General features: G+C 60.7%; 19 protein-coding genes and 2 CRISPR repeat arrays (1 of these 21 cut by a window edge). Of the genes, 7 read left to right on the top strand and 12 right to left on the bottom strand.

Annotated features, from left to right (window positions below; genetic code table 11):
- A CRISPR array of direct repeats spans nucleotides 1-868; the repeat unit is 36 nt; unit sequence GTTTTCCGCTTTGAAAAAAAGCGGCTCCATTGAAGC (it extends 3,787 nt beyond the left edge of the window).
- A 105-nt stretch (nucleotides 869-973) separates the two neighbouring features.
- Nucleotides 974-2,175: direct repeats of the CRISPR family, unit length 36 nt; unit sequence GTTTTCCGCTTTGAAAAAAAGCGGCTCCATTGAAGC.
- 266 nt (nucleotides 2,176-2,441) lie between these two features.
- The 3 genes from J8C01_RS14940 to J8C01_RS14930 form a co-directional block, all read right to left on the bottom strand.
- Nucleotides 2,442-2,660, bottom strand: coding sequence for a hypothetical protein (locus J8C01_RS14940; protein WP_211432945.1), 219 nt, complete (start codon nucleotides 2,658-2,660; stop codon nucleotides 2,442-2,444).
- Nucleotides 2,661-2,704: 44 nt separating this feature from the next.
- Complete coding sequence (locus J8C01_RS14935) at nucleotides 2,705-4,780, bottom strand: adenylate/guanylate cyclase domain-containing protein (RefSeq protein WP_211432944.1); 2,076 nt, start codon at nucleotides 4,778-4,780, stop codon at nucleotides 2,705-2,707.
- 92 nt (nucleotides 4,781-4,872) lie between these two features.
- Nucleotides 4,873-5,610 (bottom strand): 3',5'-cyclic-nucleotide phosphodiesterase, encoded by a 738-nt coding sequence (locus J8C01_RS14930; protein WP_211432943.1) that lies wholly within the window; start codon nucleotides 5,608-5,610, stop codon nucleotides 4,873-4,875.
- Between the two features lie 919 nt (nucleotides 5,611-6,529).
- On the opposite strand from J8C01_RS14930, the gene trfA reads away from it, so the two are divergent.
- Nucleotides 6,530-8,206, top strand: a complete 1,677-nt coding sequence (gene trfA, locus J8C01_RS14925; protein WP_211432942.1) for a plasmid replication initiator TrfA — start codon at nucleotides 6,530-6,532, stop codon at nucleotides 8,204-8,206.
- Between the two features lie 65 nt (nucleotides 8,207-8,271).
- On the opposite strand, the gene J8C01_RS14920 is transcribed toward trfA, so the two are convergent.
- The 6 genes from J8C01_RS14920 to J8C01_RS14895 all read right to left on the bottom strand — a co-directional run bounded on the left by J8C01_RS14920 (nucleotide 8,272) and on the right by J8C01_RS14895 (nucleotide 14,866).
- Entirely contained in the window at nucleotides 8,272-10,191 is a 1,920-nt protein-coding gene (locus J8C01_RS14920) for a response regulator (protein WP_211432941.1), read from the bottom strand.
- Between the two features lie 37 nt (nucleotides 10,192-10,228).
- Nucleotides 10,229-10,816, bottom strand: a complete 588-nt coding sequence (locus tag J8C01_RS14915) for a ferritin-like domain-containing protein (protein ID WP_211423391.1) — start codon at nucleotides 10,814-10,816, stop codon at nucleotides 10,229-10,231.
- A 262-nt stretch (nucleotides 10,817-11,078) separates the two neighbouring features.
- A complete protein-coding gene (locus J8C01_RS14910; protein ID WP_371821110.1) occupies nucleotides 11,079-12,041 on the bottom strand; it encodes a DNA adenine methylase in 963 nt (320 codons plus the stop codon).
- Nucleotides 12,042-12,050: 9 nt separating this feature from the next.
- A complete protein-coding gene (locus J8C01_RS14905) occupies nucleotides 12,051-12,815 on the bottom strand; it encodes a tetratricopeptide repeat protein (protein WP_148264142.1) in 765 nt (254 codons plus the stop codon).
- A gap of 89 nt (nucleotides 12,816-12,904) precedes the next feature.
- Entirely contained in the window at nucleotides 12,905-13,462 is a 558-nt protein-coding gene (locus tag J8C01_RS14900; RefSeq protein WP_211432939.1) for a cytochrome c3 family protein, read from the bottom strand.
- Between the two features lie 216 nt (nucleotides 13,463-13,678).
- The gene (locus J8C01_RS14895; RefSeq protein ID WP_014101564.1) at nucleotides 13,679-14,866 is read right to left on the bottom strand and encodes a cytochrome c3 family protein; all 1,188 of its coding nucleotides are present in this window, start codon (nucleotides 14,864-14,866) and stop codon (nucleotides 13,679-13,681) included.
- A gap of 296 nt (nucleotides 14,867-15,162) precedes the next feature.
- On the opposite strand from J8C01_RS14895, the gene J8C01_RS14890 reads away from it, so the two are divergent.
- The 4 genes from J8C01_RS14890 (at nucleotide 15,163) to J8C01_RS14875 (ending at nucleotide 18,844) form a co-directional block, all read left to right on the top strand.
- Nucleotides 15,163-15,933 carry a hypothetical protein gene (locus tag J8C01_RS14890; protein WP_211432938.1) on the top strand — a complete coding sequence of 257 codons (771 nt, stop codon included), beginning with the start codon at nucleotides 15,163-15,165 and terminating at the stop codon, nucleotides 15,931-15,933.
- Nucleotides 15,934-15,954: 21 nt separating this feature from the next.
- Nucleotides 15,955-16,248 carry a hypothetical protein gene (locus tag J8C01_RS14885; RefSeq protein WP_014101566.1) on the top strand — a complete coding sequence of 98 codons (294 nt, stop codon included), beginning with the start codon at nucleotides 15,955-15,957 and terminating at the stop codon, nucleotides 16,246-16,248.
- 107 nt (nucleotides 16,249-16,355) lie between these two features.
- Nucleotides 16,356-17,378: an META domain-containing protein gene (locus J8C01_RS14880; RefSeq protein ID WP_211432937.1), complete on the top strand. Its 1,023-nt coding sequence runs from the start codon at nucleotides 16,356-16,358 to the stop codon at nucleotides 17,376-17,378.
- A gap of 14 nt (nucleotides 17,379-17,392) precedes the next feature.
- A complete protein-coding gene (locus tag J8C01_RS14875) occupies nucleotides 17,393-18,844 on the top strand; it encodes an ABC1 kinase family protein (RefSeq protein WP_211432936.1) in 1,452 nt (483 codons plus the stop codon).
- Nucleotides 18,845-18,874: 30 nt separating this feature from the next.
- Here J8C01_RS14875 and J8C01_RS14870 read toward each other — a convergent pair whose 3' ends face one another.
- The 3 genes from J8C01_RS14870 to J8C01_RS14860 are packed head-to-tail and all read right to left on the bottom strand — an operon-like array spanning nucleotide 18,875 to nucleotide 23,526.
- Nucleotides 18,875-19,774 carry an aldo/keto reductase gene (locus J8C01_RS14870; protein WP_041570042.1) on the bottom strand — a complete coding sequence of 300 codons (900 nt, stop codon included), beginning with the start codon at nucleotides 19,772-19,774 and terminating at the stop codon, nucleotides 18,875-18,877.
- A gap of 32 nt (nucleotides 19,775-19,806) precedes the next feature.
- Entirely contained in the window at nucleotides 19,807-20,127 is a 321-nt protein-coding gene (locus J8C01_RS14865; protein ID WP_211432935.1) for a putative quinol monooxygenase, read from the bottom strand.
- 27 nt (nucleotides 20,128-20,154) lie between these two features.
- Nucleotides 20,155-23,526 (bottom strand): sensor histidine kinase, encoded by a 3,372-nt coding sequence (locus J8C01_RS14860; RefSeq protein ID WP_211432934.1) that lies wholly within the window; start codon nucleotides 23,524-23,526, stop codon nucleotides 20,155-20,157.
- A 216-nt stretch (nucleotides 23,527-23,742) separates the two neighbouring features.
- On the opposite strand from J8C01_RS14860, the gene J8C01_RS14855 reads away from it, so the two are divergent.
- The gene (locus J8C01_RS14855; protein ID WP_211432933.1) at nucleotides 23,743-24,780 is read left to right on the top strand and encodes a cysteine hydrolase family protein; all 1,038 of its coding nucleotides are present in this window, start codon (nucleotides 23,743-23,745) and stop codon (nucleotides 24,778-24,780) included.
- Nucleotides 24,780-25,568, top strand: a complete 789-nt coding sequence (locus J8C01_RS14850; protein WP_187288463.1) for a ParA family protein — start codon at nucleotides 24,780-24,782, stop codon at nucleotides 25,566-25,568. Before J8C01_RS14855 ends, J8C01_RS14850 begins: the two co-directional genes overlap by 1 nt.
- Nucleotides 25,569-25,572: the final 4 nt, after the last annotated feature.

The raw sequence follows: 25,572 nt of genomic DNA, 5'->3' as shown, positions 1-25,572 counted from the left end.
GGTTACGGGGGTCTGGCCGCCCCCGGACCGGGTTTTCCGCTTTGAAAAAAAGCGGCTCCATTGAAGCGCTTCCGGGCTGGCATAGATCATGGTGTACTCAGGGTTTTCCGCTTTGAAAAAAAGCGGCTCCATTGAAGCGGCGGCAATCAGTTCGGCAATCAGCTTTCCCTTTGACGTTTTCCGCTTTGAAAAAAAGCGGCTCCATTGAAGCGGCAATGGTCAGCCTCGCATACAACATTGGGCTTGGCGTTTTCCGCTTTGAAAAAAAGCGGCTCCATTGAAGCAGATTTTCCAGACTAAAAGCCGTGACGCGATGCCTTCGGTTTTCCGCTTTGAAAAAAAGCGGCTCCATTGAAGCAGACAGTCGCCTCTGGCGGCTGAAATGTCCTGGGAGTGTTTTCCGCTTTGAAAAAAAGCGGCTCCATTGAAGCGGGCGTTATCAACTGTACGTGCTTGAGTACGGACACGTCCCGTTTTCCGCTTTGAAAAAAAGCGGCTCCATTGAAGCATCCAGAACGCAAACAACGACCGGGACACCTCCGGGTTTTCCGCTTTGAAAAAAAGCGGCTCCATTGAAGCGAGTTGAAGACGCCGAACGTTGAGTGTTCGCACTGTGTTTTCCGCTTTGAAAAAAAGCGGCTCCATTGAAGCTTTCTGCTTACGCCAAAAAAAAGCGCCACACCCGGTTTTCCGCTTTGAAAAAAAGCGGCTCCATTGAAGCCGCTCCAGGAACTGCCCCAGTTGATTGACCTTGGAGAGTTTTCCGCTTTGAAAAAAAGCGGCTCCATTGAAGCCGGCGCAAGTAGAAAAAAGTTGAAACTTTTTGCTTGACGTTTTCCGCTTTGAAAAAAAGCGGCTCCATTGAAGCCCTCAACCACCACCAGGTAGCGCGCTCCGCGCCGCGTTTTCCGCTTTGAAAAAAGCGGCTCCATTGAAGCCTTCAGTCCGTCGAACAGCCGCCCGCTACCAGCCGTGTTTTCCGCTTTGAAAAAAAGCGGCTCCATTGAAGCTTCAGTAATAGTACACTGGACACACTTAACTAGGTTGTTTTCCGCTTTGAAAAAAAGCGGCTCCATTGAAGCCGTTACCGCGAAATGCCCGGTGCAGCGTGTCAATCAGTTTTCCGCTTTGAAAAAAAGCGGCTCCATTGAAGCGCAGGTGAGTTTCACTTCAGTCTGTCCCCCGCTTTGTTTTCCGCTTTGAAAAAAAGCGGCTCCATTGAAGCCGACGCCACGGAGTTGCCCTTCGTACTTTCGATTGACGCGTTTTCCGCTTTGAAAAAAAGCGGCTCCATTGAAGCCGGCTGCAGGCAAAATCATGCCTTCAGGAATGAGCACGTTTTCCGCTTTGAAAAAAAGCGGCTCCATTGAAGCAGGTCACAGCCAGACGCGGTGACGCGCCCGCGCGTTGTTTTCCGCTTTGAAAAAAAGCGGCTCCATTGAAGCCAAGGTCAAGGTCTCCGGCACGGCGAGCGGATTCGAGTGTTTTCCGCTTTGAAAAAAAGCGGCTCCATTGAAGCCCTTTACTGGACGGTCTGAGGTACACGTCAGCGCTAGTTTTCCGCTTTGAAAAAAAGCGGCTCCATTGAAGCGGCCGCCTGCTCGCCCGTAGTCTTCAGTGCAATCAGGAAGTTTTCCGCTTTGAAAAAAAGCGGCTCCATTGAAGCCCAACGCGCTCCAGACCGCCAACGCTGCGGTCACGCGTTTTCCGCTTTGAAAAAAAGCGGCTCCATTGAAGCCGCAACTTGGGCAGCACAGCAGCTAGACCTGATCTGGCGTTTTCCGCTTTGAAAAAAAGCGGCTCCATTGAAGCCGAACACCACTTCAACGGGTTCTATCCCGTCATCTGGTTTTCCGCTTTGAAAAAAAGCGGCTCCATTGAAGCGCCTTTAGGGAGGCACCAATGGCCCCACTCTGCCATGTTTTCCGCTTTGAAAAAAAGCGGCTCCATTGAAGCCAGGCGTTGCCGCACGGCTTCCTTCGGCTCCAGGAGTGTTTTCCGCTTTGAAAAAAAGCGGCTCCATTGAAGCCGTCCTACACCGGCGCTGTACACGCCTACCGGCGCAGTTTTCCGCTTTGAAAAAAAGCGGCTCCATTGAAGCTGCTATGCCGCCCTGCTTGAGGAAAGCGCCCGTCTTGAGTTTTCCGCTTTGAAAAAAAGTTGCTTCATTGAAGCCCGATGCTTGACAAGACAACCAAACTGTGCCAAACTTTTTCCACTTTGAAAAATTGGCTTCATCGAAGTGGTTTTTCTTTCCGAAAATGCTAACCGAAGCGACTAATGCTGCTTTGAATGAAATCGGACAGGCATTGATTCGTGGTTATGAAGGGAGAGTTTATGAACACAGAACTAGAGTTCTTACGGAAGATGATTGAGCTGAGTTTGAAAAGGAAAAAGCGCTAAAGAAATAACCGACGAGATGCTACCAGCGTTTCAGAAAATCAGGGCACGGATAGAACAGGAAATGGCGGAACTTCTGGCGAAAAGAGAAGAATACTTCCGACGCCAAAAGGAAGAAGAATAAAAATCAACTGCAGTCTGCTTGCCACGCCGTTTTCCGCTTTGAAAAAAGCGGCTTCATCAAAGCGGCAGAAAAGCGAGCGGTGAATGGTGAGTGATTTTCTGCCTTGAAAAAAGCAGCCCTGTTGAAACCTTTGCAAGGTCTCAGTGAACCGAAGCAAGAGTGTTCGAGAACTTCCAGCCTTCACCAGCGTGGGGACTGGCCGATGATCTCAATGCCGGTCAGATACCCATGCGTGTCACGGGCTATCGTCCGTACAATCGCCTCTCCCTGCCAGCCGTAATCCGGCACCGAAATGGTGAGCGGTGATGGAATCGCCATCGGCTGCGCCAGCCGAACACAGGCACCTGACTGGCTGACATCCACCGTCTCCGTTTCCTGCTCAAAAGACCGGCCGCTGAGGTCCGTCCCGGCCACAACCACCCGAACTGTAAGCTTCCGGCGCGGTTCACGCTGAACTGCCGTCCCACCCAAACCTGTCCGCAAAATCGTCTCAGATTCCACCACCGGGTCTCTTGCCGCGCTGTGAAAAAATGTCTGGTCTCCACTACCATCCGTTTTCCCTTCACCCTTCAGCGCAACCAGTTCCTGCCCCCACAACACACGATATACGTTGACCTCCTGGAGCTTTCCCTTGACCTTCAAACCACCCAGCGGGACAAAAGCAAACTCCTGTTCCTCTTCCCCAAACTCAAAGCCGGTCTGAAGCAACGCCTTCAAACACCGGGCCGTTGTCTCCCCAATCAGGATTTGCCCCGGTTTGGCATTGGACTCCAACCGGGCCGCCAGGTTCACGGCATCTCCAATGACGGTGTAATCCATACGCTGGCGGGAACCAATGTTACCCGCCGTCACCTCCCCGGTGTTGATGCCGATGCCAATACTCAACCGCAGGTCTGATCCCTGGGCTTCCAGGTCGGCATTGACCTGCTCGATGACTTCCTGCAGGGCAATCGCCGCCTGGACGGCGTTGATCGGGTCACGCTCACTGGGCTGGGGCGCGCCAAACAACGCCATGATGCCGTCGCCAATGAACTTGTCGAGCGACCCCCCGTGCCGAAAAATGGCCGTCGCCGCCCGTTCAAAGTAGTTGTTCAAAATGGCAACGATTTCCTGCGGCGACTTGCGCTCGGAAAGCGTGGTGAAACCCCGGATGTCTGCAAACAGCGTCGTCACCACCTGGTTTGTGCCGCCAAGTTGCAGGCTGTCCGGGTCCTGCATGATCTGGTCAACAACGTGCGGCGGCAAAAACCGCCGGTAAGCCGTTCGCGCAGCTTCTTCGTGCAATAAACGCTCGTGAGCCATGAGGCTCTCCAACGTCAGTGCCACCGTCGAAGCCAAACCCGTCAGGTAATCCACATCGTCTTCCGTAAAACCATCCCGATGCAAACTGTCGGCATAAATCACACCCAGCGGACCCTCTTCCTGACCGAGCATCGGCACACACATCAGAGACTGGATGCCCAGAATGGCCGTGCCCTTGACGTCCGTCATGTCCCGGCTCAGCAGTGAAACCCGCTCCTGCATCACCTTCCGAATCACACTGCGGCTGACAGGCATCTTCCCGTAAGCCGCACGCGTGACGTCATCGCGGTATGTGGCCCACTCAATCATCGGCTGATCATCCAACCCCCGCTTGCCAATCAGCAGCCGCCCCGCATTCGAGATTTCAAAAACCTGCCGGGCAACCTCGGCATAGATGGCCGCTTTGTCAAACTCACGCGCGACCCGTTTGTTGAAATCGTAAAAGAGACTGAGCATCTGGCTGCGCTTCTTCAAAAGGTGCAGTTCCTCGGCCCTGACCAGAATGCTTTGCGCGGGCGGCGGTGCCACGGCCCGAAAGCTGCCCGACGGCTTTCCCGTCACATCTCCCGAAAGCCCCAGTGCCAGCAGCGTAGCCGCTTTCTGCAACCTGACCGTCCCGGTAATCGGCGCGTCATCGTAACGGATGGTTGCCGGCGCCGGCAGGCGAAACACCAACGTATGACTGCCAATGCCAATGCTGTCGCCATCCTTCAGAAACGTCGGCTGCGTCACCAGCTTGCCATTGAGAAGGGTGCCATTCCGGCTGCCCAGATCAACCAACTGGTAGTTCCCATCCGGCGAGACTTCAATCCTGGCATGCGAACGCGACGCCCGTTCATCCGCCACAATGACATCACAAGTAGTGGCGCGCCCTATCACCAGCGGAAACTTCCGGCATTCATCCACCCGCTGACTTGCCGTCGGTCCCGTCACAATCAGTTTGGGAAACTCCATAAACTCAACCTTCCCTTTCCAAGTGCGTTATCCCCCGCAGCACCACCGCTGAAACGTGACTCCCCAGCGCCGCAACGGCCCCGGTACCCCTCTTACCAGGTGTAGTCCACATCCAGTTCCGCCACCTGTACGTTGGGCAGCGCGAGCGCCCGGACTTCATCCTTCACCTGCTCACGGCAGAAAGGTTTCAGATTCACCGCCAGCACCTGCGAGGGCCGCCGCAACTTCGCCAACTCGCCAACCAGCAGGCGGGGTGAGAGATGATACGAAGCCTTCGCCACAAACTCATTGGCATTGTCAAAGGCAACATCCACAAAAACGGCGTCCAGCCGTGGCAGGGCATTGAGGACCTCCCAGAACTCGTCCGTCACGCCAGTGTCGGAAGTAAACGCAACACAGCGGCCCTGCCCATCTTCAACGACGAGACCGGCTGTTTCCACCGTATGCGTCACCGGAACCGCCGTCAGGCGCAGCCCGGCAACCTCAAATGGATCCCGCCACGTGAACGGCACAAACGTCAGCAGTTCGCCATGCACATTCCGCAGCCGGGTAAAGTCTGGCCAGATGACATCGTTGAAGATGTGGCAGCGCAACCGCTCGATGTCAGCCACCGTGGCGTGAATACGCACCGGTGTCCGAATGCTGGAGAACATTTCCGAGAAGATGAAAGGCAGTGAAGCAATGTGGTCCAGATGGACATGGGTCAACACGATGTCCTGTACTGCCAGGAGCGCCTCCCCGGTGAGGTGAAAGGCCAGGGCACCGGCATCAATTGCCACGCAGTCATTGACAAGGAACGTAATCAACAACTGACTCCGTGGATCCGTCACGCTTGGCAACACTCGGATACGCATATCCCACCTCCCACAGCTCCCAACCTATCGGCACGCAACCGGAACGCCAACCCTTCACTCCCTGGGAAGGCAGGCCTGCACCGGTACGTTGCACCACGTCCGCACAGCACGGCCCTGACAGCACCGGGCAGCAGTTCCCCGGTCCGCCAGCACCATGCCTCCAGAACTATTGACCCTTGACATAAAAAATCCGGCCCTCCCAGCCCTGGCTCACCCAACATACCACTTGAAGCCGCCCTCGGTAAGGTACTGCCCAGTCCTGCCTTGTACCGCCCCTGAACCGCGTCTGACCCATATCTTGTGGCTATTGACCTTTGACATAAAGACTATTGACCTTTGACATAAAAACTATTGACCCTTGACATAAAACTATTGACCCTTGACGTAAAACTATTGACCTTTGACGTAAGGCTATTGACCTTTGACGTAAGAAAACACCCGCGGATGACCACTATCTGCCCCCTTGCAGACCACAATATCTTGTGGTTGGCATAATTTCCGCGTTTTTTGCGTCGGTTTGACTCGAACGTTGGGCGGCACTATTGACCTTTGACGTAAAACTATTGACCTTTGACATAAAAACCATTGACCTTTGACGTAAACGCTATTGACCTTTGACATAAAACTATTGACCTTTGACGTAAAAAACAGCCTTTTTTGGCTCTTATGTCAAAGGTCAAGGTCAAGGTGCTATTGACCCTTGACATAAAAATTCGCCCGTAAATTATTGAAAACAAAAGACTTTTGGGCGCCATTAACTAATTAATGATAATTGATGATGATGATGATAATTTAAGCCAAAGCCGGCATTTGACACCTTTTTGTCATTCCATCCCCAACCCCGCCTGTCCGGGCCGGGACGCCGGCGCTGGAACAAGCCAGGAGAGCGCCAGCCATGGCAGAGAAACGCGGCCGCCGGAAGAAACGCGAGACGGACATACCTGAAGGGTCGCCCACTGCTGCCGGAGCCACATCCGCTACGGCAGCTACCACGGCCGAAGCGGATGACGCCGAAAAGCCGGAGGTCATCCGCATTGCCCAAGATGAGTTCAACCTGGCGGTTTTCCCGATTGCCGTCCTCGACAAGCGCGCCCAGAAAAGCAAAAACTACCTGACCTTTACCGAGCACATCACCTCGAACGGCCGTGAAATCCAGCGGGTGTGGACCGTCATGCCCCACCCCATCGAGGGCCTGCCCAGCACGACGGATGAAGATGTGTACGTGGCCCTGATGGAGCTTTCATACGAACAGGGCGCGCAAAAGAAAGTGTACTTCAGCCGCTATGACCTCATCCGCCGGCTGGGGTGGCCGATGAACGCCAAGCACTACGAACGGCTCGAAAGTTCCCTGCGGAAACTCGCCGCCGTGCGCATCGAAGCCAAGAACGCCTACGTGGACCGCCACACGGGACGCCTGGTGGATGTCGGGATGAGCATCATCCAGGAGTTCAAGATTTTCGATGAGGGGGCTGGCAAGCGCACCGGCGCCAAAAGCTATGTGATGTGGAGCGACCGCGTGGCCCAGAGCCTGAGCGAAAAGCTCTTCAAAAAGCTGGATGCGGATTTTTACTTCAACCTGACCTCGCCCATCGCCAAGCGGCTGTTCCGTTACCTCGACAAGAAGTTCGGCAGCTCCGATTACTTCGTCATCAACGTGCGCAAGCTGGCCTTTGAACACGTCGGCATGTCCCGCGAGATGACCTACGTCTCGCAGATTATGCAGCGCCTGGAACCCGCCCTGAACGAGTTGGTGGCCAAGCAGTTCCTGGTTGAATGGACGCTGACAGAGGAAACCATCCACTTCCGCAAGAACCTTGAGTTCGGGGCGCGCATCCAGCAGATGGCCCTGCCCATCTACGACGTGATGGATGCCATGTGCGACGATGACCTGTCGCCCGAAGAACGCGCTGTCCGCGACGTGGCGCTGCACCTGGAAGGGCAGCTCACGGCGCGCGGCATGATTGGGTCCGTCGCCAAGAAGCTTGTGGAGAGCTTCGAGCTGCAGGGCAAGCTGGAAACCATCGAGCAGGCCATTGCCACGTTTGACCGGCAATACCGCCAGCGCGACCTCGCCAATCCGGGCGGACTGCTCTACACCCTGATCGTCAACGGCCAGGAAGCCCTGCCCAAACTGCCTCCCAAACGACGGCGGTCATCTGCCAAAATGCCCCGTGCTCGCGCTGAGAAGCCCGCTGAGGCGTCGGAAAGCACCGGGGAGACTAGAGACAGCCATGAGGCAGTTCCGCTCTTTTCTACGCCTTCTCAGGAGCAGATGCAGGAACTCGAACTCGGCTACCTCGAACATCTCGAACGGACGGGCGAGGCCCTGCTGGCCCAGCTCAAAAAATCCGAACTCAAGGAGCTGGTGGCTCGTGAACGGGAGGAACTGCTGGCTTCAGACCGGCGGAAAATCTACGCCCGGTGGGAGCCGGATGTGCTGGATGAACACCTGCGCCGCCTGGTTGGACGCAAGCTGGCTGAAGCCAAGGTCGAGTCCTTTGCCGCCTGGTGCGCTGCGCGCGGCGTGGAACTCAACGCACTCATGCGCCCTTCGACCACCTCGGAGGACTGAACCCTGCACGTTTCTGTGTGCCACCTTGTCCGCTTCGGCGCGGAACCGCCAAACGGCATCCCCGCTTACGCCTTCAGGATTTCGCGCAGCGCCCGGAGCACCTGTGAGGCCGTAAACGGCTTGTTGAGCCAGGCTCGGACCGGCAGGTGCTCTGTCCGGCGGCGGCAGGTTTCGGCATCTTCGCCACAGATGCCAATGAGCGGTAAATCGGCTGGCAACGACGCAAACACCGAATGGCTCTGCATGACGGTCGGCAGGGCGGCGTCAATGATGGCTACCGCTGGATGCCGGGCCAACCCGGTAGCCAGTTCGGCGTCGTCGCGCGCCGTGATGACCGTGTAGCCGTTGGCTTCCAGAACCGTACGCAGCAGGTCGAGGGTGGAAGCTTCGGCATCCGCCACGAGGACGAGTTCGCCCTGCCCGGAAACACCTTGCTCCGGTGGCGTTGACGGCACCTCCGGGGCTTCGGTGGCCGGGAAGTAGAGCCGGAACGTCGTGCCACGCCCAACTTCACTGTCCAGGGCAATGAAGCCGCCGCGCTTGTTGACAATCGAGACAACTGTAGCCAGTCCCAGACCCGTGCCCTTGCCCTGCGGCTTGGTGGTGAAAAACGGCTCGAAGATGCGCTCCCGCAGTTCCGGCGGAATCCCTGTGCCGGTATCTGTCACTTCCAGCAGGACATAATACTCACTCTCTCCGCTCGTGGTCTGATGGGGGTGCAACCGGGTGGCCTCTTCGGCCGGCAGGTCGCGGGCAGCCAGGGTCAGGGTGCCCCCCTGGGGCATGGCGTCGCGGGCATTGACGCACAGGTTGAGCAGCACCTGGGTGAGTTCCGTCGGGTCGCCTGCAATCGTCCGCAGTGCAGCCGGGTAGTCCGTACGCACCGTGATGTTTTTGGGAAACGTCTCACGGGCAATGGAGGCCACTTCGCGCAGAATGTGCTTGGGTTGGACCAGACTTGCCGCGCCGCTGCCTTCCCGTGCCAGCGAAAGCACCTGTTTGACGAGCGCCGCGCCGCGCTCGACGCTGCTGTTCATCATGTTGAGCACTTCGGTCAGCGCCGGGTTTTGAATTTCCTGCCGGAGAATTTCGAGGCCGATGCCAATCGGCGTGAGCATGTTGTTCAGGTCGTGCGCCACGCCGCTGGCCAGCATGCCGATGGTCTCCATCCGCTGGGCGCGGAGATACCGTCGTTCGGCCTGCCGCTGTTCGGTGATGTCGGTTGCAATCAGGAGTGTGGAACGTGCGCCATCTTCCGAGCGGGTAACGGCTGACCAGCGGGTCATCAGGATGATTTCGCGGCCGTCGCGCCGGTGGGTTGTCAGTTCTCCGGTCCAGTATCCTTCCTGAACAACGGATGTGAGAGCGTCCAGGGGGAGTTGGCCGCTCTGGGGAAACAACAGGTTGGCGGCAGGCTGACCCTGGGCTTCCTCTGAAAGCCACCCGAACATCCGCGCCGCGCCAGCACTCCAGAAGGTGATGTGGCCCTGCCGGTCAATCTGCACAACGGCGTCCTGGGTCTGATCGAGCAACTCGGCCAACTCTTTGAGGCGGGCCGCGGCCCGGGCGCGTTCTGCGGCCCGCTGTTCCCGTTCCTGAAGCAGCAGGCGGTAGCGGTTGAGCCGGACGATGCTGCGGATGCGCGCCCGCAGCTCGGCCTGGTCGTAGGGTTTGGTCAGAAAGTCATCCGCTCCGGCTTCGATCCCCTGGAGGCGCGAGGCCTTGTCGCTCAGGGCCGTCACCAGCACGATCGGGATTTCGCCCAGACATGGGTCGGCCCGCAGCTCCCGGCACAGGGCAAAGCCATCCATTTCCGGCATCATCACATCCGACAGCACAACGTCGGGCAGAACGCGCCGCGCGGCTTCCAGGGCGGCTTTCCCGTTGTCCACGCTCGTCACCTCGTAACCGTCCTGGGAAAGCCAGACCTGCAGAAGCTTGCGCGAGGCCGGATCGTCTTCGGCAATCAGAACTTTGGCAGACATAACCCGTACATCAGGAACGAACAGCCTGGCAGCGTACTTATCTCACGACGGCATCCGGCGCCGGCTGCTGCCGCAGAAGGAGCCGAATCGCTGCTGCATGCTGGGACTCATCACAGGCAATACCGGCGATGGTGGAAAGCATCGCCCTGGAAGTCAACTGCGGCAGGAGTCCCAGGTAGGCGCTGGCCGCGCCACCTTCCAGTCCCAGGGCAAAGACCAGAACATCCTCGGCCGTCCTGAACTCAATGGGGGCATCGTCCTTGCCCTTGAACGTGTAGCTGGCCAGGGCCACGGCCGGCGTCCCGCCCAGCTTGCGAATTTCCCCGACCAGGAGATCACGGTGCGCCCGGTGCTGGCTCTGGAAGTGCCGGGCCAGTTCGAGGGTTTCGCCCTTGAGAAGTCCCGTTCCTACACCTGCGTCATAGGCGGCAATCGCCTGGTGTTCCAGTGCCAGCGCCGCGTTGAGAAGGGCCACATCGGCGTTGCGCGGACTTCGCTGCGCTGCTTCAGCCAGATGGCCCAGACCGGCGCTGATGCCGGCCACAAAGCCCATGTGCAGGACGGCCCGCCGGGGAAGCGCCAGGGCGCGCAGGCTGCCGTGGATTTCCGCATCATTGCTGCTCATGACGGTCTCTCTTTCATCGTTGGCGTGGCTGCCGCCAGCGCCCGGGCCAGTTCAGCCAGGCGGGGATTGCCAGGGTTGACGGCCGCCAGGCAATCGAGCATCGCTTTGTCCCGGTCCCTGTCCCCCAGCGCTTTTGCGGCCGCGTCATGTTGAACTGTGCGCGTATTGTTAGAAGGTTTTGCCTGCTTTCTATTTCAAACTGATAGCTTTTCAAGAGTCTTACGCTATTACAATCTTTTTCATACTTTACGGAAAATTGTGTTCACGGGTTTCGCACGTGTTGAAAATTGACTTCCAGGGTTTGTTGTTCACATTGATAGTTGATGACTAAGAGTTCGTTAATTTTGCCACGTCTTTCGCCGTTGCAATTTACCGCCCTGCTTGCCGAAACCCTGAAAATGTTATAACCGGAATAAGCCTTTTCAAAAAAATCGTCTTTGGGATTCTCGTTCTTAGGGTCGGAATTAGAAAGCATTAGTTTTGCTCCTGTTTCCCGATCCAATTTTCGGAAAAATTGGGCTAACTGCAGTTGTTCTTTATCATCAAATCCTGCGTCTGTGTAAGTTGTAAAACTTGCTGTTTGACTGATGGGTCTGTAAGGTGGGTCAAGATAGACAAATGTATTTTCGTTTACTTTGTCAAAGCAACTTGTATAATCAGCTTGCTGAATCTCAGCACGTTGCAGGACTTTTGAGACAGCTAAAATATTGGGTTCGTCAAAAATCACTGCTGTTTTATATTTTCCATAAGGCACGTTAAACTCACCTCTCGAGTTAAGGCGGAAGAGCCCATTAAAACATGTTTTGTTCAAAAAGATAAATTGTGCAGCCCGCGGAATCCAATTATCCGATAGTTTTTTATAGTTTATTTCAAAACGTTGCAAGTTGAAATGTCGGCGGACTGCCAAAAATAAATCTTTGCGTTTCTCTGTTTCAGTTTGGTCGTAATCCTTTTGATACTGCTCCAAAAAGTCAAGTAAATCGTTAGGGCGTTGTTGGATAACCTGATAGGTCAAAATCAGGTCTTTGTTCAAGTCCGACAGATAGGCACTTTCAATTTTATACCGTTGTGAAAGAGCGAAAAACAATGCGCCTCCGCCCAAAAAAGGCTCAACATAGTTTTTAATGATGCCTTTTCTAAGTTCATCAGGGTAGAAATTTTCAAATTGCTCCAGCAGTTGGCTTTTGCCACCTACCCATTTTATGAAGGGTCTTGCTCTTGTCATAATCATCGCTCATGAAGGTTTTCCTTTCGCCGTGGGCGTGGCTGCCGCCAGCGCCCGGGCCAGTTCAGCCAGGCGGGGATTGCCAGGGTTGACGGCCGCCAGGCGGTCGAGCGCCGCTTTGGCCCGCGCCTTCTCTCCCAGCGCCAGCGCGGACTGGACGATGATTTCAAGCGTCCGCTCCGCATGGGCTGCCAGACGGTGGGCGCGTTCGGCCTCGGCCAGGGCCGCCCGAAAGTCTTTTCGCCGCAGGTGAACGTAGGCCAGTTCGGTACGGATGTCGGCATCGTCAGGACGCCGCTCGACGGCCTGGGCCAGCGTTTTTGCCGCTGCGTCGTATTGCTCCAGCTCAGCCTGTGAGACACCAACGGCCAGAAGGGCATCCACACTGTCGGGGCGCAGGTGGCGCGCCCGCTGGGCGTAGTCGAGCGCCCCGGCAAAGTTTCCCGCCCGGTACAGTGCCGCTGCCGCATCCATCTGCGCCAAGTAGTTGCCCGGATCGGCATCGGCCGACTGACAAGCCGCCCTGACCGCTGGCGAGGCACTGGGGCCACCAGCCGTGGTAAGTGGTGGATGCGTGGCCGGAAGGGCACCGCGGCTCTGGTCCGGCGTCAATGGTGGCGCGACCGCTGTTGCTGCTGGCCGGCCGGCCGGCGCTGGTGGCGACGCCCCCGCTCCGGCAGCTCCGCCCAATGGCAGCCAGTGCCCCAGTCCGTAGCCGCCCAGCGCGCCCACCACCAACCCAAGGACAAAGGTTTTGAAGGAAGCCGTACTCACCGGTTCCGAAAACGACGGTTCAAAACAAAGCTGCGAAAGATCACACGGGAAGCCTGGCCCCAGGTCGTGCTGCCCGTGTCCGTGAAACGTCAGGAATCCTGGCCGGTGTGGCAACTGCTGCACGAGACCACCTTGCCGGCTTTGGGAAATTCCTTCTCCAGCCGCTTGTGGCAGGTGATGCACCCGGCCTCACTGGCGGCACTCCTGGAGTTGTCCACGCCGTGGTAAGCCGTCTCCGCTTCAACCGCCGGGACACCCTTGAACTTGTGGTCCTCGTTCGTCCCCTCGACCGGCGACGGTGCCATGTCTTGGTCGGTGTGGCAGACGGTGCACTTCATGACCGGCTCGCTGGCGACATCGCCCTTGGCGACAAGGGTCTTGGAGTTGGTGTGATGGCACACGACGCAGGTTGAACCCTCGTAGTCCACATGCTGCTGGTGGTCGAAGGGCGCTTTGCCTTTGTCGTCCTTGTACCCGGCGTATTTTGAGAACGGCGGATCGCTTTCGGTGTTGTCAAACACCAGCTTGCCCGGCATTTTCGTGCTGGCGTCCTCATCCAGAGCCGTGTTCGTGAGACGCGCAGCCGTCGGCGCGGCAAGCAGCCAGACGGCGCTGAAGAGATAGACTGCGATGAACCATCGTTTCATAGGTTGTTCCCGCTCCTCTGGTGGAGAAATCCGCAAACGGGGGAGGCACATTGGCGTGCAGCAGGTGGTTGAGGCGACGCTTGTCTGATGCTGGCCCGTGTGACGACGTTGGTCAGGTCGAATCGCCAGTGACGATACACGACCCACCCGCTGCCTGTCATGCCCGGAAACGTTCCCGGTCTGCCCATCAACCGGGGCCGGTCAACTCTGGAAATGTCACCGCCAGGCCAGATTCAGAACCGGATTCGGAACCGGCGGTGGGCTGAGGGCGGCCGTCGGTGTGCCAAACAGGGGGCCGAGCTGGGAAGGTGTGTGGCACTTCAGGCAGTGGGCCTGGGTGGCCTGTCCGTTGGCGTCCAGGTCGCCGAAGGCCCGCCGGCCATCGTGGCAACTGAAGCATCCCTGCCCCGCGGCCGAGCGCGTTCCCGTCAAATGCTGTTTGGCGCGCGGCGTCCCGACCTGGTTGGCATAGGTGCCGTTGAGGTTGTGGCAGTCGGTGCACTTGCCCTGCTGGTGGGTGGCATGGGTGAACTTGAATGAGTACGACCGCACACCCTGCATTTTGGCCGCCAGCGGCCGCAGTTCCTCCGGCTTGGTCGTTGCTGCATGACAGGTGTTGCAGGCGCCGGAAGCCAGCGCCCCCGGCTGAACCTCGCTTTTCGTGCCCAGAGCTGGCGGCCGGTACTCGCTCGTCCGGTGGCAGGCATAACAGGTTGTGTGCGCCTCGAACGTCACCCCCGGTTGGGGATGGGGCAGCACGCTGTGACAGTCCCGGCAGGTTTTATCGTCCATCTTCTGCCCGGCCCGTTTCTGGTCGGGCAGATCGGACGGATAGACGTAGGCCATGTGCTCCCGGTGTTGCTCCGCCGTGAAGATGACATTGTGGCTGAGCCGTCCCGGAAAGGCATCCATCGCATTGACGCCTTCCCGGTCGAGACCCACCTGCTGGTGACACACGTAGCACATCGCCGACCATTGCCCGGACGGTTCACCACGTCCCCCCTTGTCAGCCACCGGCGTCGGTCGGGTTTGGGTGAACTCCGCCATGTGACAGGCCATGCAACTGGCATGACCGGGATAGGGCGGTTTGTTGGCTTCTTTGGGGTTGTCGGCGTACCGCGCCAGTTTCTGCAGGTTCGCCTCGACGCCGTGGCAGTAGTTGCAGGTCAGCCGCGCATCCACCTGCTCGGTGTGGTCTGCGTGCAGAAACTTCGTCAGGTCCTTGGTGGGCGAAATCACCACCGGCGTCAGCGGCCCGATGTCGAAGGTGTCGGCCTGAATCGGTTTCGGCGGACGCGCTTCAGGCGTGTGGCGTGAGCAGGCTGCGAGCCATCCCCCCACAAGCACAAACAGGCCGATGATACCCAAGCGTACGGACGAACGAAGGTGGAGTGAAGTGTCCATCGTGCATGCACCGACCGGCGAAACCGCCAGGAGTCACGGAAGTGGAGCGAGCCGGAGCCGGGCCAGACTGGGGGTGGGAGTGCCCCGGTTGGGATGTATTTTTACCCGTGCGGCAAGGTTTGTCCAAAAAAACACAAAACGCGGCAAAGTCAAAGCCAAATTGACACTTCAGCCCGTGACGACCTACAGTAAAAACAAGCATTCACGCGCCCGTCTGGTCAGACTTCCTGCTTCAGTCCCCGTCGAGTGGTGTCGGGGCGCGGCATCACTGTCTTGAAAGGAAAGCCAAACCTGTTATGGGACTGTTTCGCAACGTCATCAACGAGCGGTTCGGCGACTTTGAAAATGCGCTCGCCGAATACATTGACAATGTCGGCAACACCTACACGGCCTTTGCCGGGGCCTTCATCAAGGTTCAGAAAACCATGTTTCCTGACCTGTCGGCCGATGTGGAGGAGTTGCCCATTCCGGCGCCCGCGCCGGAAGCTCCCAAGCCGGCGGCCCCAAAAATGACCACGCCGGCCGCCAAACCGGCGCCGGCGCCCAAGCCGGAGCCAGCGGCAAAGCCCGAACCGAAGGCCGAAACCAAACCGGAACCGAAACCGCAGGCGGCCGCTCCGCCCCCAAAATCTGAACCGGCGCCGGCTCCACCCACCCCGCCGGCGCCGGAAGTGAAAGCTGCTCCAGCGCCTCCGCCCGAACCGGCACCGGAAGCCAAAGCGGCCCCGGCGCCAAAGGCCGAACCGGCGGCCGCGCCCAAACCCGAACCCCCGGCCGAAACCAAGGCGCCGCCCGCGCCGGAAGCCAGGTCCACGGCCAGCCTGCCGGAAAACAAGCCGACGGTGGAGAGTCCGGCGGCCGGTCCGACGGAAAGCATGCCGGCCGCCGAGAAGACGCAGAAACTGGCTTCGCCGCCGCCGGACACCAAATCCCTTGAAGAAACCCAGCCCATGGCCTCGCCGGCGGCGCCGCCGCCAGCGGCTGCCCCGCGACCAAAACCGTCCGCGCCGCCACCTTTTGGCGGCGGGCCGCGTCCGAACCGCCCCGGCAAGCCGGAAGGCGAATAACCTCGCCAAAGGAGTGTATGTATGGACCTGCTCAAGTTTGAACGTGACGATCTGAAGCCCCTTGAGGGCCTGGTGCGGCTGGCAGCCATTGCCGGGACGGGCATCTTCTACGTGACGACCTTTCAGGTTTCGAGCTTTTTCCCGAACTTCTACATCCGGCTTTACAACGAGCTGGCCGATTTTGACCCCGGCAAGGCTGGCACGATGGGCAGCGGTGCCGCACCGCGTGCGGTAGCGCCAAAGGCGGCTGAAAAACCGGCAGCCAAGGCCCCAGCCAGGCCGGCCGCCAAAGCCGCCGCCCCGGAGGAATCCTGAGTTGGCGCTGGGTGGCTGATCCCCCCGCAAGCCACCCACGTTTGCCGGCCGGCATCGCAGACGCGCGTCCTCCAAAAAGCTCCAAAGCGAAGGTTTCTCCCGTCCCCATGCGTGTCACCCTCCACTTCCTGCCCCGTTTTCTGGCGTTGTTCTGCGCCCTGACTCTCCTGTTGGCAGCGGCGGCTGAAGCGCGTCCGGCCGGTGAAAGCTGGCTGGACCGCCCGCTGACCGACTGGAACCGCGTCCGTGGCCAGGTGGCGCCGCTGCCTGAACCGCCCGCTGTCCCGGACATTGCTGCGCCGGACATCTGCAATGAACAGATGCGCAAACCGGTCCAGCCATTCGAGCGGGCGCTTGTTGCCCGTGGCTGGAAGCTGTTTGGCCCGGTGCAGGTCTTCGGCCCGGCCCAGGTCGTCATGGCCACGTCGGGACTCGATGGCATGTGCCGTCCACTGGGTTTCCAGGCGTTTGTCACCTGGGACGGCCGCTATGCCGGCACGCTGTCGCCGGTCGCCATGCAGGCGCGCACGGATGGCGCGCTCGTCCGGGTCGAGCTGCCTTCCCCCTCGCGCCTGACGGCCGAGTTCAGTCGTTACGCCCCCGGCGACCCGGCCTGCTGTCCTTCGCGGACGGCGGTCGTCAACTACGTCCTGCAGCCGGGCGAGGCACCCACCCTTCGGGCCGAAGATGTCTCACACTTCCAAACCTGTCCCGAACGGCCGGCCGAGCCGGGCGCATCCAGTGGAGGGACACCGATTGGCGGCGTGAGCGGAACTGCCGGACCGGACCGATTGGCCGGCAAACGCTGGACGCTGGTGGAAGCCGAAGGCGAGACGGTCAGCGTCACCGAACCCTTCATCGAGTTTGATGCCGCCAATCAGCGCTACACCGGCTCGGACGGCTGCAACCGTTTTTCCGGCCGCTACGAACTCCGGGGCAGCAACGGGCTGCGGTTTGCACCGCCCACCAGAACCAAGCGCGCCTGCCTCGATGAGCCGGTCCGGCGGCTGGAAGCCCGCTTCAACCGCTTGCTTCCCCAGGTCAACCGGTTTGAAATGCTGGGCGACCGATTGGTGCTGTATGCCAGCAAGCGGCGGCTCATGGTACTGGCTGCCCGCTCTTCTGACTGACCCAGGCCGTTCCCATGCCGCCTTCCGTCACAACCGGGCCTCTCAGAGCGGTGCGCCCGCTGCGTTTGCTCGTCCGCACGCTGACGATTGTGGCGACGCTGCTGCCGGTGTGGTGGCTGGTTGCCCGCCGGCTGCTCTGGGCGGCCCTGCGCGCTTCCCCCGCCCGTCTGTCCCCGCTCGATGAGCGCGCGGCGCAGCGTTTGCGCGAAGCCTGCGAGCGGCTGGGCGTCATTTTCGTCAAACTGGGGCAGCTTCTCGGCGTCCGCGCGGACTTTCTGCCGCCGCCCTACGTCGCGCAGCTTGCCCGTCTTCAGGATAGCGTGACACCGGTGCCGTTTCGGGTGGTCAAACCGGCACTCGAACGTGAGTTCGGGATGCCGCTCCACCTGGCTTTCGAGGCCTTCGAGGAAACGCCCCTCGCTACCGCCAGCATTGGGCAGGTGCACCGCGCCCGGTATGCCGGCCGGGAAGTCGTCGTCAAGTTTCTGCGCCCCGACACCCGTGAACTGCTGGCGCTTGACCTGCGGGTACTCCGTTTCTGGGCGCGTCTAGGCCGCCGGATCGATCCGCGCCGCCAGTGGGACCTCATTGACGACATTCTGGATGCCATTGAGGCCGGTTTTTTCGAGGAAGCCGACTTTGCCGCCGAACGCGAGCATGCCGAACGCCTGCGCGAGCAACTGGCCGGAATACCGGGCGTGTATGTGCCCTACACCGTTCCGGCGCGCTGTACGCCGAATGTGCTGACGCTGGAGTTCTGCTCCGGCGTCCGCATTGCCAACGTGGAGCAAATCCGCGCTTGGGGGCTCGATGGCGACGCCCTGCTCAACCGCCTCGTCGAACTCTACGCCCGCATGATGCTGCTGGACGGCTACTACCACGCCGATCCGCATCCGGGGAACTTTCTGGTGCAGCCCGACGGCACGCTGGTTCTGCTCGACTTCGGACTGGTACGGGAGCTTTCCGAACCGACGCGCCGTACGCTCTACACCGCTGCCCGGGCCGCGCTCAGCGGCGACATCGGGCGGGTGGTCGAGTGTCTCTATGCGTCCGGGATGCTGCCGCCCGACGCACCCCGTGCTGAAGCGGAACGCTTCGTGGTGGCGTTTGCGCGCCTCAGCGTCGCCTTCAATCAGGACACCCGCGGACGGGTGACGGCGCTGGAGGACCTGCTGCGCAGCTATCCAAACCTCAAGTTCATCATTCCGCCCGACCTGCTCTATGCCTTTCGGCTGGTGCAGATGCTGGAAGGCGTGGCGTCGAACTTTCGTCCCGGCTGGAATGTCGTGGCGGATGGCGGGCAGGGGTTGGCCGCGGCCTTTACGGCCTTCCTGCTTGACGGTCCGCCGGAGGGCAGCGCCTCGCCCTTCGACCGCTTTGTGGATACGCTGCGGCTGGGTTTCGGCACGGCAGCCCGTACCCTCGTGGATCGCCTGGGCATTCTCGTCCGGGTGCTTGCCCGGTGAACGATTCCCGGCTGCGCCGGCCGCCGTGCGTTACACCTGACCGACCCAGGAAGCATCGGCGACCGCGTGCCACCGTTCCCGGATGGCAGCAATTTCCGCTTCGGAAAGCGGCCCGGCCAGAAGCTGCCGCGCATTGGATTCCCACCGGCCCGGCTGGGTCGTGCCGACAATCGCCGTGTGGACGCCCGGCTGGGAGAGCGTAAACCGCAGGGCATAACCGACAGCCGCATCCACTTCCCAGGCCAGAAACGGGTAGTCGAGCTTCTGAAGCCGCTCCCAGTACACGTGGTGGTAAGGGTCTTTCGGCTTGCGCCCGGTGCGCCAGGCAGCGTTGGCAATCGGACGCTTGGCAATCACGCCCATCTGCCGCTCGCGGGCCAGCGGCAGCGTCAGCTCAAGCGCTTCCTGATCGGCAATGCTGATGGAAGTTTGCAGGGTGTCAAACACGCCCATGGTCACGGCCAACCGGGCTGCTTCGCCATCCCCGCTGTAGCCGATGTAGCGCGTCCAGCCCTTTTCCCGCGCCCGTTGCAGCCCCAGAATGGCATCGCCCTGCCGCAGGGTGGCGGCATCGCAGGAGTGCAGTTGCACAAGGTCAACGTAGTCCGTCCGCAGCCGCCGGAGGCTTTCGCCGATGTGGCTCAGGATGCCTTCCGTGGACCAGTCGTAGCGGGTGAAGCCCTCCGTCGCCCCGCACTTCGTGAAGATGAACACCTCTGACCGCCGTCCCTGGAGCGCCACGCCAAGCAGCGCCTCGCTGGTTTGGTACGCTGCGGCGGTGTCCACGACGTTCAGCCCGGCATCCAGTGCTGCCGTAATCAGGGCCGTCACCTGTCCCTGGGTGATTCCCGGCGTAAAGCCGATTTCGGCCCCGCCAAAGCCCAGGGCGCTGACGCGCATATCGGTTTGGCCAAGTTGTCGGTATTCCATGCTTTGCGCCTCCGGGATGTGCCTGGAAAGTGTTACCGGGCCGCTGTGAGCTGGTCGAGTTCTATCGCTTTCCAGCGGGATACCTGGACCTTTTCTGCCAACCAGTCTGCCATCTTGGCCAGCGCTGTCCGGGTGTGGGGCTGTGCCAGGTGGGCTTCGAGTGAAGCCGGGGCCGCCCATTCCTCGATGAGGACAAACGAGGTCGGATCATCGGCAGATACCTGCAAATCATAGCGCAGACAGCCCGGCTCAAGGCGGGTGGCGCGGATAAGCTCGGCAAGCGCCGCGCGAAACTCCGCCAGGTGTTCCGGTTTGGCGCGAAAAAAGGCTAAAACCACGATGGGAAACGACATAAAAGCTCCTCGAAGCAACAGATTGGCTCAGGATGCCGCCGCTGCCGGCTCATCCGGGCGGTCCTCATTCTGATTGGGAAGTGCAGACTGGGGAAGTGGCAGCGTGACCCAGAACGTCGTTCCAACACCGACCTGGCTGCGTACAGTGACGTTCCCGCCGTGGGCGGCAATGATGTTGCGCACAATGGCCAGTCCCAACCCGGCCCCGACGGCATGCCCTCTGGTGGATTGGCGGTAGGGATCGAAGATGTAGGGCAGTTCCGTCTCCGGGATGCCGATGCCGGTGTCACTGACCTCGATCACCAGGAACCATCGCCCACGTTCCACTCCGGTTCCCTGAATGACTTTTGTTTTCAACCAGATGCAGCCACCTTCCGGGGTGTATTTGACGGCGTTCGACAGCAGGTTGACCAGGGCGCGCTCCAGCTTTGGCCCGTCGGCTTTGAGGCTGGGCAAGTCAGCCGCAAGCTCACTTTCCACGGTTTGTTGCTTGTCCCGGCTGAGCGGCAGAATGGTTGCCAGGGCGCTTTCCAGCACGGTGCGCAGGTTGGTTTCCTGCAGGTCAAGTTGCAGCCCGCCGGCCTCCGCCCGCATCACCTCCAGCATTTCATGGATGAGCTGAAGCGTCCGCTCGGCGCTCCGGGCTGTGTTGTCCATAATCTCCTGAATTTCCCGGTCAATGCTGTCGCCAAGAAGGGTTTTGAGCAGTTCCAGCAGCATCTTTACCGAAGCCAGCGGCGCTTTCAGATCGTGGACGAGCATGGCCGTAAAGCGTTGCTTGACTTCATCCAGTTGCCGCAGCCGGTCGTTGGCCTCAATGAGTTCCCGGTTCTTGTAAGCGAGTTGACGGCTAAGTTTTACCTGCCGCTGCTTGGCACGAATCTGGGCGGCGAGTCTGGCCTGAGTGATGCGCGTGCGCATCAGCAGGCGCTCCCGGTCACGGCGCAGCCGGTAGCCACCCCACGCCAGCAGCGTCCCGACCAGAAAATAGCCGGCATAGGCCCAGGTCGTACGCCACCAGGGCGGCTGGACGTACAGGCGGACCCGCAGACCGTCCTCATTCCAGACGCCGTCGTTATTGGACGCCCTGACGTGGATGACCCAGTTGCCCGGCGACAGATCGGGCAGCGTAAGTGTGCTTTGCCGGTCCAGCACCCGCCACCCGGCGTCCCGCCCTTCCACCCGGTAGGCATACTGGTTGGATTGGGGGGCGTTGAAGTCGAGCGCCGCCAACTGGAGGGTTACAGTGCGTTCATCGCGGGGGATGTCAACCGGGGGGCTTTCCGCTGTAACGAGTCGTGTCTGCTGTCCCGTCTGAACAAAGGCAACAACAGGTGGCGGGTAGGGGTTGTCTTCCAGTTCGTCTGGCGAAAAGGCGGTCAGCCCCTGCGTGCCGCCAAAGAACATGATCCCGCTTCGTGTCTTGAGATAGGCCCGGCGGTTGAACTCCCGGCCCTGCAAGCCTTCTTCGGCGCGGTAGTGACGCAGCTTGCCCGTCCGGGGTTCGTACCGGGCAATGCCGTCGTCGGTGCTCATCCACAGCCGTCCCCGGCGGTCTTCCAGCACAGCATAGACGTTGTTGTGGGGCAGCCCGTCGCGCTCGGTCAGCGCCTGAAAGCGGTCGTGCGCCGGGTCGTACTGCAACAGGCCCATGCCCTTGGTCGCCAGCCAGAACCGGCCGGCGCTGTCCGTAAGAAATGAGCAGACCATCGGAATACCGGAAACCGACTTGCCCAGTTCTTCCCGAAAGTGGCGCAGGGTCTGGCCATCCGGCGCCAGGCGCAGCAGTCCTTCGTCCAGGCCAATCCAGAGCGCACCTTGGGCGTCCCGGTAAAATGCCTGTACTTCGCCAATCTTCCCGGCAAGGGAAGTTTCTGTCAGGCGCGCTGCAAGGGGGGCCGTAACCCGGCGGCGGTCAGGCGGGATGGCAAAGATGTGCAATTCACTGCCAATCCACAATGTTCCGTCCACGTCTTCAAAAAGGGCAAGCACCGCCGGCTGTTGCCCTGCTTCATTTGGCGGTAAGGGAAAGGTTGTGAACCGTTCCCGTTGGGGATCGAAGGTCTGCAACCCGCTGCGTGAACCCACCCAGAGTTGCCCCTGCCGGTCTTCCAGCACGGCCCAGACAGCGTCGTGGGCCAGCGAGGCAGTATCGCCCGGACGATGCCGGAAGTGCCGAATCGTGCGGGTCCGGGCGACGAGACAGTTGAGGCCGCCGTACTGGGTCCCGACCCAGATATTGCCAGCGCGGTCTTCACACAGCCCCCGGATGTAGTCGTCGCTGAGGCTCAGGTGGTCAGGGCGATTGGGGTCACTGCGGTAGGTCTTGAAATAGGCGGCATAGGGGGTGAGCAGGGACAGTCCCTGACGTCTATCGCCTACCCAGAGCACACCCGAGCGGTCGCGCAGAATGGTGAGCGGTTCGCCGCCAGCGAGGCTGCGCGGGTTGGTGCGGTCATACACGGCGTAGTCGAGGGCTTTTGTCCGCGTGTTGAACCGCCCCACGCCAATGCCATTGATAGCCAGCCAGAGCAGCTCCCCGTCCACAGCAAGGTCGTTGACTTGGGGGGCCACTGCCAGGGTCAGTTGCTGCTCGATGGGATACCGCCCGACCACCTGCCCGGTCTCCGGTGACACCTCCAGCAGCGTAAGCTGACCATTCACCTTGGCCGCGCCATAGAGGTAGCCGTTGGGGTGCGCCAAAAGCGGGTTGTTTTGGTCAAGGCTGACTTCCGTGGCTGCCAGGGACCCGGTCTCCGGGTGGAACCGGCAGAGCCGGAAGGAAACGTTGACCCAGAAGCGCCCCTGTTGGTCAATGGTCAGGGCGCGGATGCCTAAGGGGTGTGCCGGTGCGGTTGCCGGCGGCTTCACTTCCGGCAGGGTAAAGGACCGGGACGCCTTCGTGCGTGGGTCATAGCGGACGAGTGTGGTTTGACCGGCCAGCCAGAGGTATCCCTGCTGGTCTTCGGCGAGGATGTTGAGTCTCCAGTTTGAAGTTTCAGACAGGTTGAGTGGCTCGCGGAGAAACCGGTCCTGCTGCCAGTCGTAGCGGCACAGACTGCGGTCTGCCAGCCGTGCCCACAGGGTACCGTCGCGCGCTGCGTGCAGCTTGAACACCCCGTTCGCAGGCAGGCTGTACGGATCGTCCGGCCGGTGGCGGTACCGCTTGATGCTGTGCCCGTCGTAGCGGTTGAGGCCGTCTTCGGTGCCAATCCAGAGCAGCCCAAACCGGTCCTGCACCAGTGTGTGAACGGCCAGATTCGACAGCGCCTGGTTGTGTTCAAACCGCTGAAACCGCAGTGCATGCGGCCAGGTGGTCGCCTGTCCGAAGACCGGGCCGGTAAGCGCCAGCCAGACACAAAGACACAGACCGAGAAAGTATCCGTAGCGGGACTGCATAAGAGGGTTGCGATGGCCACAGGTGGGGCGTCCGGTGTCTGGTAACTGCGTGGTACTGCTGGATGTATAAACCGAGGCTGCGCAGGTTGTCTATTGACGCTCGTCTGTCGGCGCTCCAAAGTCTGTGTGCGCAGTGCTCGCTGGATGGCGTTGCCGGCCGCGCTGACTTCCAGCCGCATTGCCAGCGTATCCTCTTCTCTTCAGAAAAACTCCCCGATGTCTGACACCACGCCCTTGCCCTTTCCGCCCCACTACGATCCCATCCAGACTGTTGCCGCCGAGTACCCGGGCACGGCGCCACAGGCGCTCTTTGCGCCAGCGATGGCCTGGCAACAGGCCCACTCCCTGCGCCCGGCGGCCGACGATGCCCGGCGGGCGCACCTGCTCGTCATTGACATGCAGGTGGACTTCTGTTTCCCCTCCGGGGCGCTGTACGTCGCCGGCCGGTCGGGAACCGGCGGAACGGATGCCCTCCGCCGGACGGTCGAGTTTATGTACCGTTACCTGCCCTGGATTTCAGAGATCACCTGCACGCTGGACAGCCACGTGCCCGGACAGGTGTTTTTTCCGGGCGCGCATCTGACCGAAGACGGTGCGCCGGTGGCTCCCCACACGGTCATCACCGCCGCCGACTACCGCGCCGGCCGCTACCGCCCCAATCCGGCCCTGGCGGCACAGCTTGGCGTGACGACGGAATGGCTGACACACCAGGTTACGGACTACTGCACGCGCCTGGAAGCGACCGGCAAGTATGCGCTCTACGTCTGGCCCTACCATTGCCTCGTGGGCACAGCCGGCCACCGGCTGGCCGGGGTGCTGGCGGATGCCTGCCTGTTCCACGCCTTTGCCCGCGGTGCCGCGAATGCGCCGGTGCTCAAAGGCGACAGCCCCCTGACGGAAAACTACTCCGTCTTTGCCCCGGAAGTGACCACGTGCTGGGACGGACAGCCGATGCCGGGTGCCGTACGCCACGAGGCGCTGCTCAAGCGCCTGCTGACGGCGGATGTCATTCTGGTGGCCGGTCTGGCATCGAGCCACTGTGTGGCGGCGAGCGTCGCCGACCTGCTGGCTTTCGTGCAGGAGCACAACCCGTATCTGGCGCACCGGATAGTCCTGCTGCGGGATGCCATGGCGCCGGTGGTCGTTCCCGGCGCCGACTTCACGGACGCCGCCGAACAGGCGCTGGCTTCTTTTGAAGCCGCTGGCGCGCGGGTGCTGACCACGGACGATCCAGTGGAGGCATGGTGGGGCTGATGCGCGTGGCAATTTTCAACCAGTCGGGTGGGGTGGGAAAAACGTCGCTGACGCGCGACCTGGGCTATGAACTGGCCACACGCGGTCAGCGGGTGCTCGTCATTGACGCCGACCCGCAGGGAACGCTCGGCAGCTTTCTGGGGATGGAACCGGCGGCGCGCCCCCGCGAGGAGACATTCTGGGCCGCCGTCTGCGACGGCGCAGAAGCCGCTCCGCGCCTGTGGCCGACGGAGTTTGACCTGACCATCGGACTGGCCAACCGGTTTCTCGTGGGCGACGAGCTGAGCCTGATGCAGCAGAGCGATCCGGCCCGGCTGCTGGCTGTGGTCGAGGCGCACCTGACGGCCTACGACTGGGTGCTGTTTGACTGCCCGCCGAAGATTTCCGAAATCACGCTTCAGATTCTGCTGGCGGCCGATGCCCTGCTGGCCCCCGTCCAGACCGAGGCCAAGTCGGTGGAGAGCTTCGCCGAGGTGCAACTGGAGGTCGTCCGGGCGCAGCGGCGGCGCAAGAACATGCGGCTGCCGCCGCTGCGGGTGCTGGGCGTGGTGCCGACGCTGTACAACCCCCGTCTGGTGCTGCACCGCCACCACTACGCCGAACTCACCGGGCGGATTTGCCCCTCGTTCGGGTTTCACGTCTTCAGTCCCATTCGGGACTATGTGGCGGTCTCCGAAGCCGGTACGCGGCGGCAGCCGCTCAAGTGCTATGCACCCCGGTGTCCGGCGGCGGCCGATGTGGCCGCGCTGGCGACGGCGGTGCTCCAGATGTCATCTGACCACGGGTGAGGTT

It is taken from the genome of Chloracidobacterium sp. D, from assembly GCF_018304685.1.
Classification (GTDB): domain Bacteria; phylum Acidobacteriota; class Blastocatellia; order Chloracidobacteriales; family Chloracidobacteriaceae; genus Chloracidobacterium; species Chloracidobacterium thermophilum.
Note: the sequence above shows the minus strand (reverse complement) of the source record. Positions and strands in the feature narration are given on the sequence as shown.

What these genes read in the sequence shown, in the direction of transcription:
- J8C01_RS14920 (WP_211432941.1), bottom strand. Translation starts at nt 10,191, where the DNA reads ATGTCTGCCAAAGTTCTGATTGCCGAAGACGATCCGGCCTCGCGCAAG.
- J8C01_RS14900 (WP_211432939.1), bottom strand. Translation starts at nt 13,462, where the DNA reads ATGAAACGATGGTTCATCGCAGTCTATCTCTTCAGCGCCGTCTGGCTG.
- J8C01_RS14895 (WP_014101564.1), bottom strand. Translation starts at nt 14,866, where the DNA reads ATGGACACTTCACTCCACCTTCGTTCGTCCGTACGCTTGGGTATCATC.
- J8C01_RS14915 (WP_211423391.1), bottom strand. Translation starts at nt 10,816, where the DNA reads ATGAGCAGCAATGATGCGGAAATCCACGGCAGCCTGCGCGCCCTGGCG.
- J8C01_RS14935 (WP_211432944.1), bottom strand. Translation starts at nt 4,780, where the DNA reads ATGGAGTTTCCCAAACTGATTGTGACGGGACCGACGGCAAGTCAGCGG.
- J8C01_RS14850 (WP_187288463.1), top strand. Translation starts at nt 24,780, where the DNA reads ATGCGCGTGGCAATTTTCAACCAGTCGGGTGGGGTGGGAAAAACGTCG.
- J8C01_RS14880 (WP_211432937.1), top strand. Translation starts at nt 16,356, where the DNA reads ATGCGTGTCACCCTCCACTTCCTGCCCCGTTTTCTGGCGTTGTTCTGC.
- J8C01_RS14890 (WP_211432938.1), top strand. Translation starts at nt 15,163, where the DNA reads ATGGGACTGTTTCGCAACGTCATCAACGAGCGGTTCGGCGACTTTGAA.
- J8C01_RS14860 (WP_211432934.1), bottom strand. Translation starts at nt 23,526, where the DNA reads ATGCAGTCCCGCTACGGATACTTTCTCGGTCTGTGTCTTTGTGTCTGG.
- J8C01_RS14870 (WP_041570042.1), bottom strand. Translation starts at nt 19,774, where the DNA reads ATGGAATACCGACAACTTGGCCAAACCGATATGCGCGTCAGCGCCCTG.
- trfA (WP_211432942.1), top strand. Translation starts at nt 6,530, where the DNA reads ATGGCAGAGAAACGCGGCCGCCGGAAGAAACGCGAGACGGACATACCT.
- J8C01_RS14855 (WP_211432933.1), top strand. Translation starts at nt 23,743, where the DNA reads ATGTCTGACACCACGCCCTTGCCCTTTCCGCCCCACTACGATCCCATC.
- J8C01_RS14865 (WP_211432935.1), bottom strand. Translation starts at nt 20,127, where the DNA reads ATGTCGTTTCCCATCGTGGTTTTAGCCTTTTTTCGCGCCAAACCGGAA.
- J8C01_RS14910 (WP_371821110.1), bottom strand. Translation starts at nt 12,041, where the DNA reads ATGACAAGAGCAAGACCCTTCATAAAATGGGTAGGTGGCAAAAGCCAA.
- J8C01_RS14885 (WP_014101566.1), top strand. Translation starts at nt 15,955, where the DNA reads ATGGACCTGCTCAAGTTTGAACGTGACGATCTGAAGCCCCTTGAGGGC.
- J8C01_RS14875 (WP_211432936.1), top strand. Translation starts at nt 17,393, where the DNA reads ATGCCGCCTTCCGTCACAACCGGGCCTCTCAGAGCGGTGCGCCCGCTG.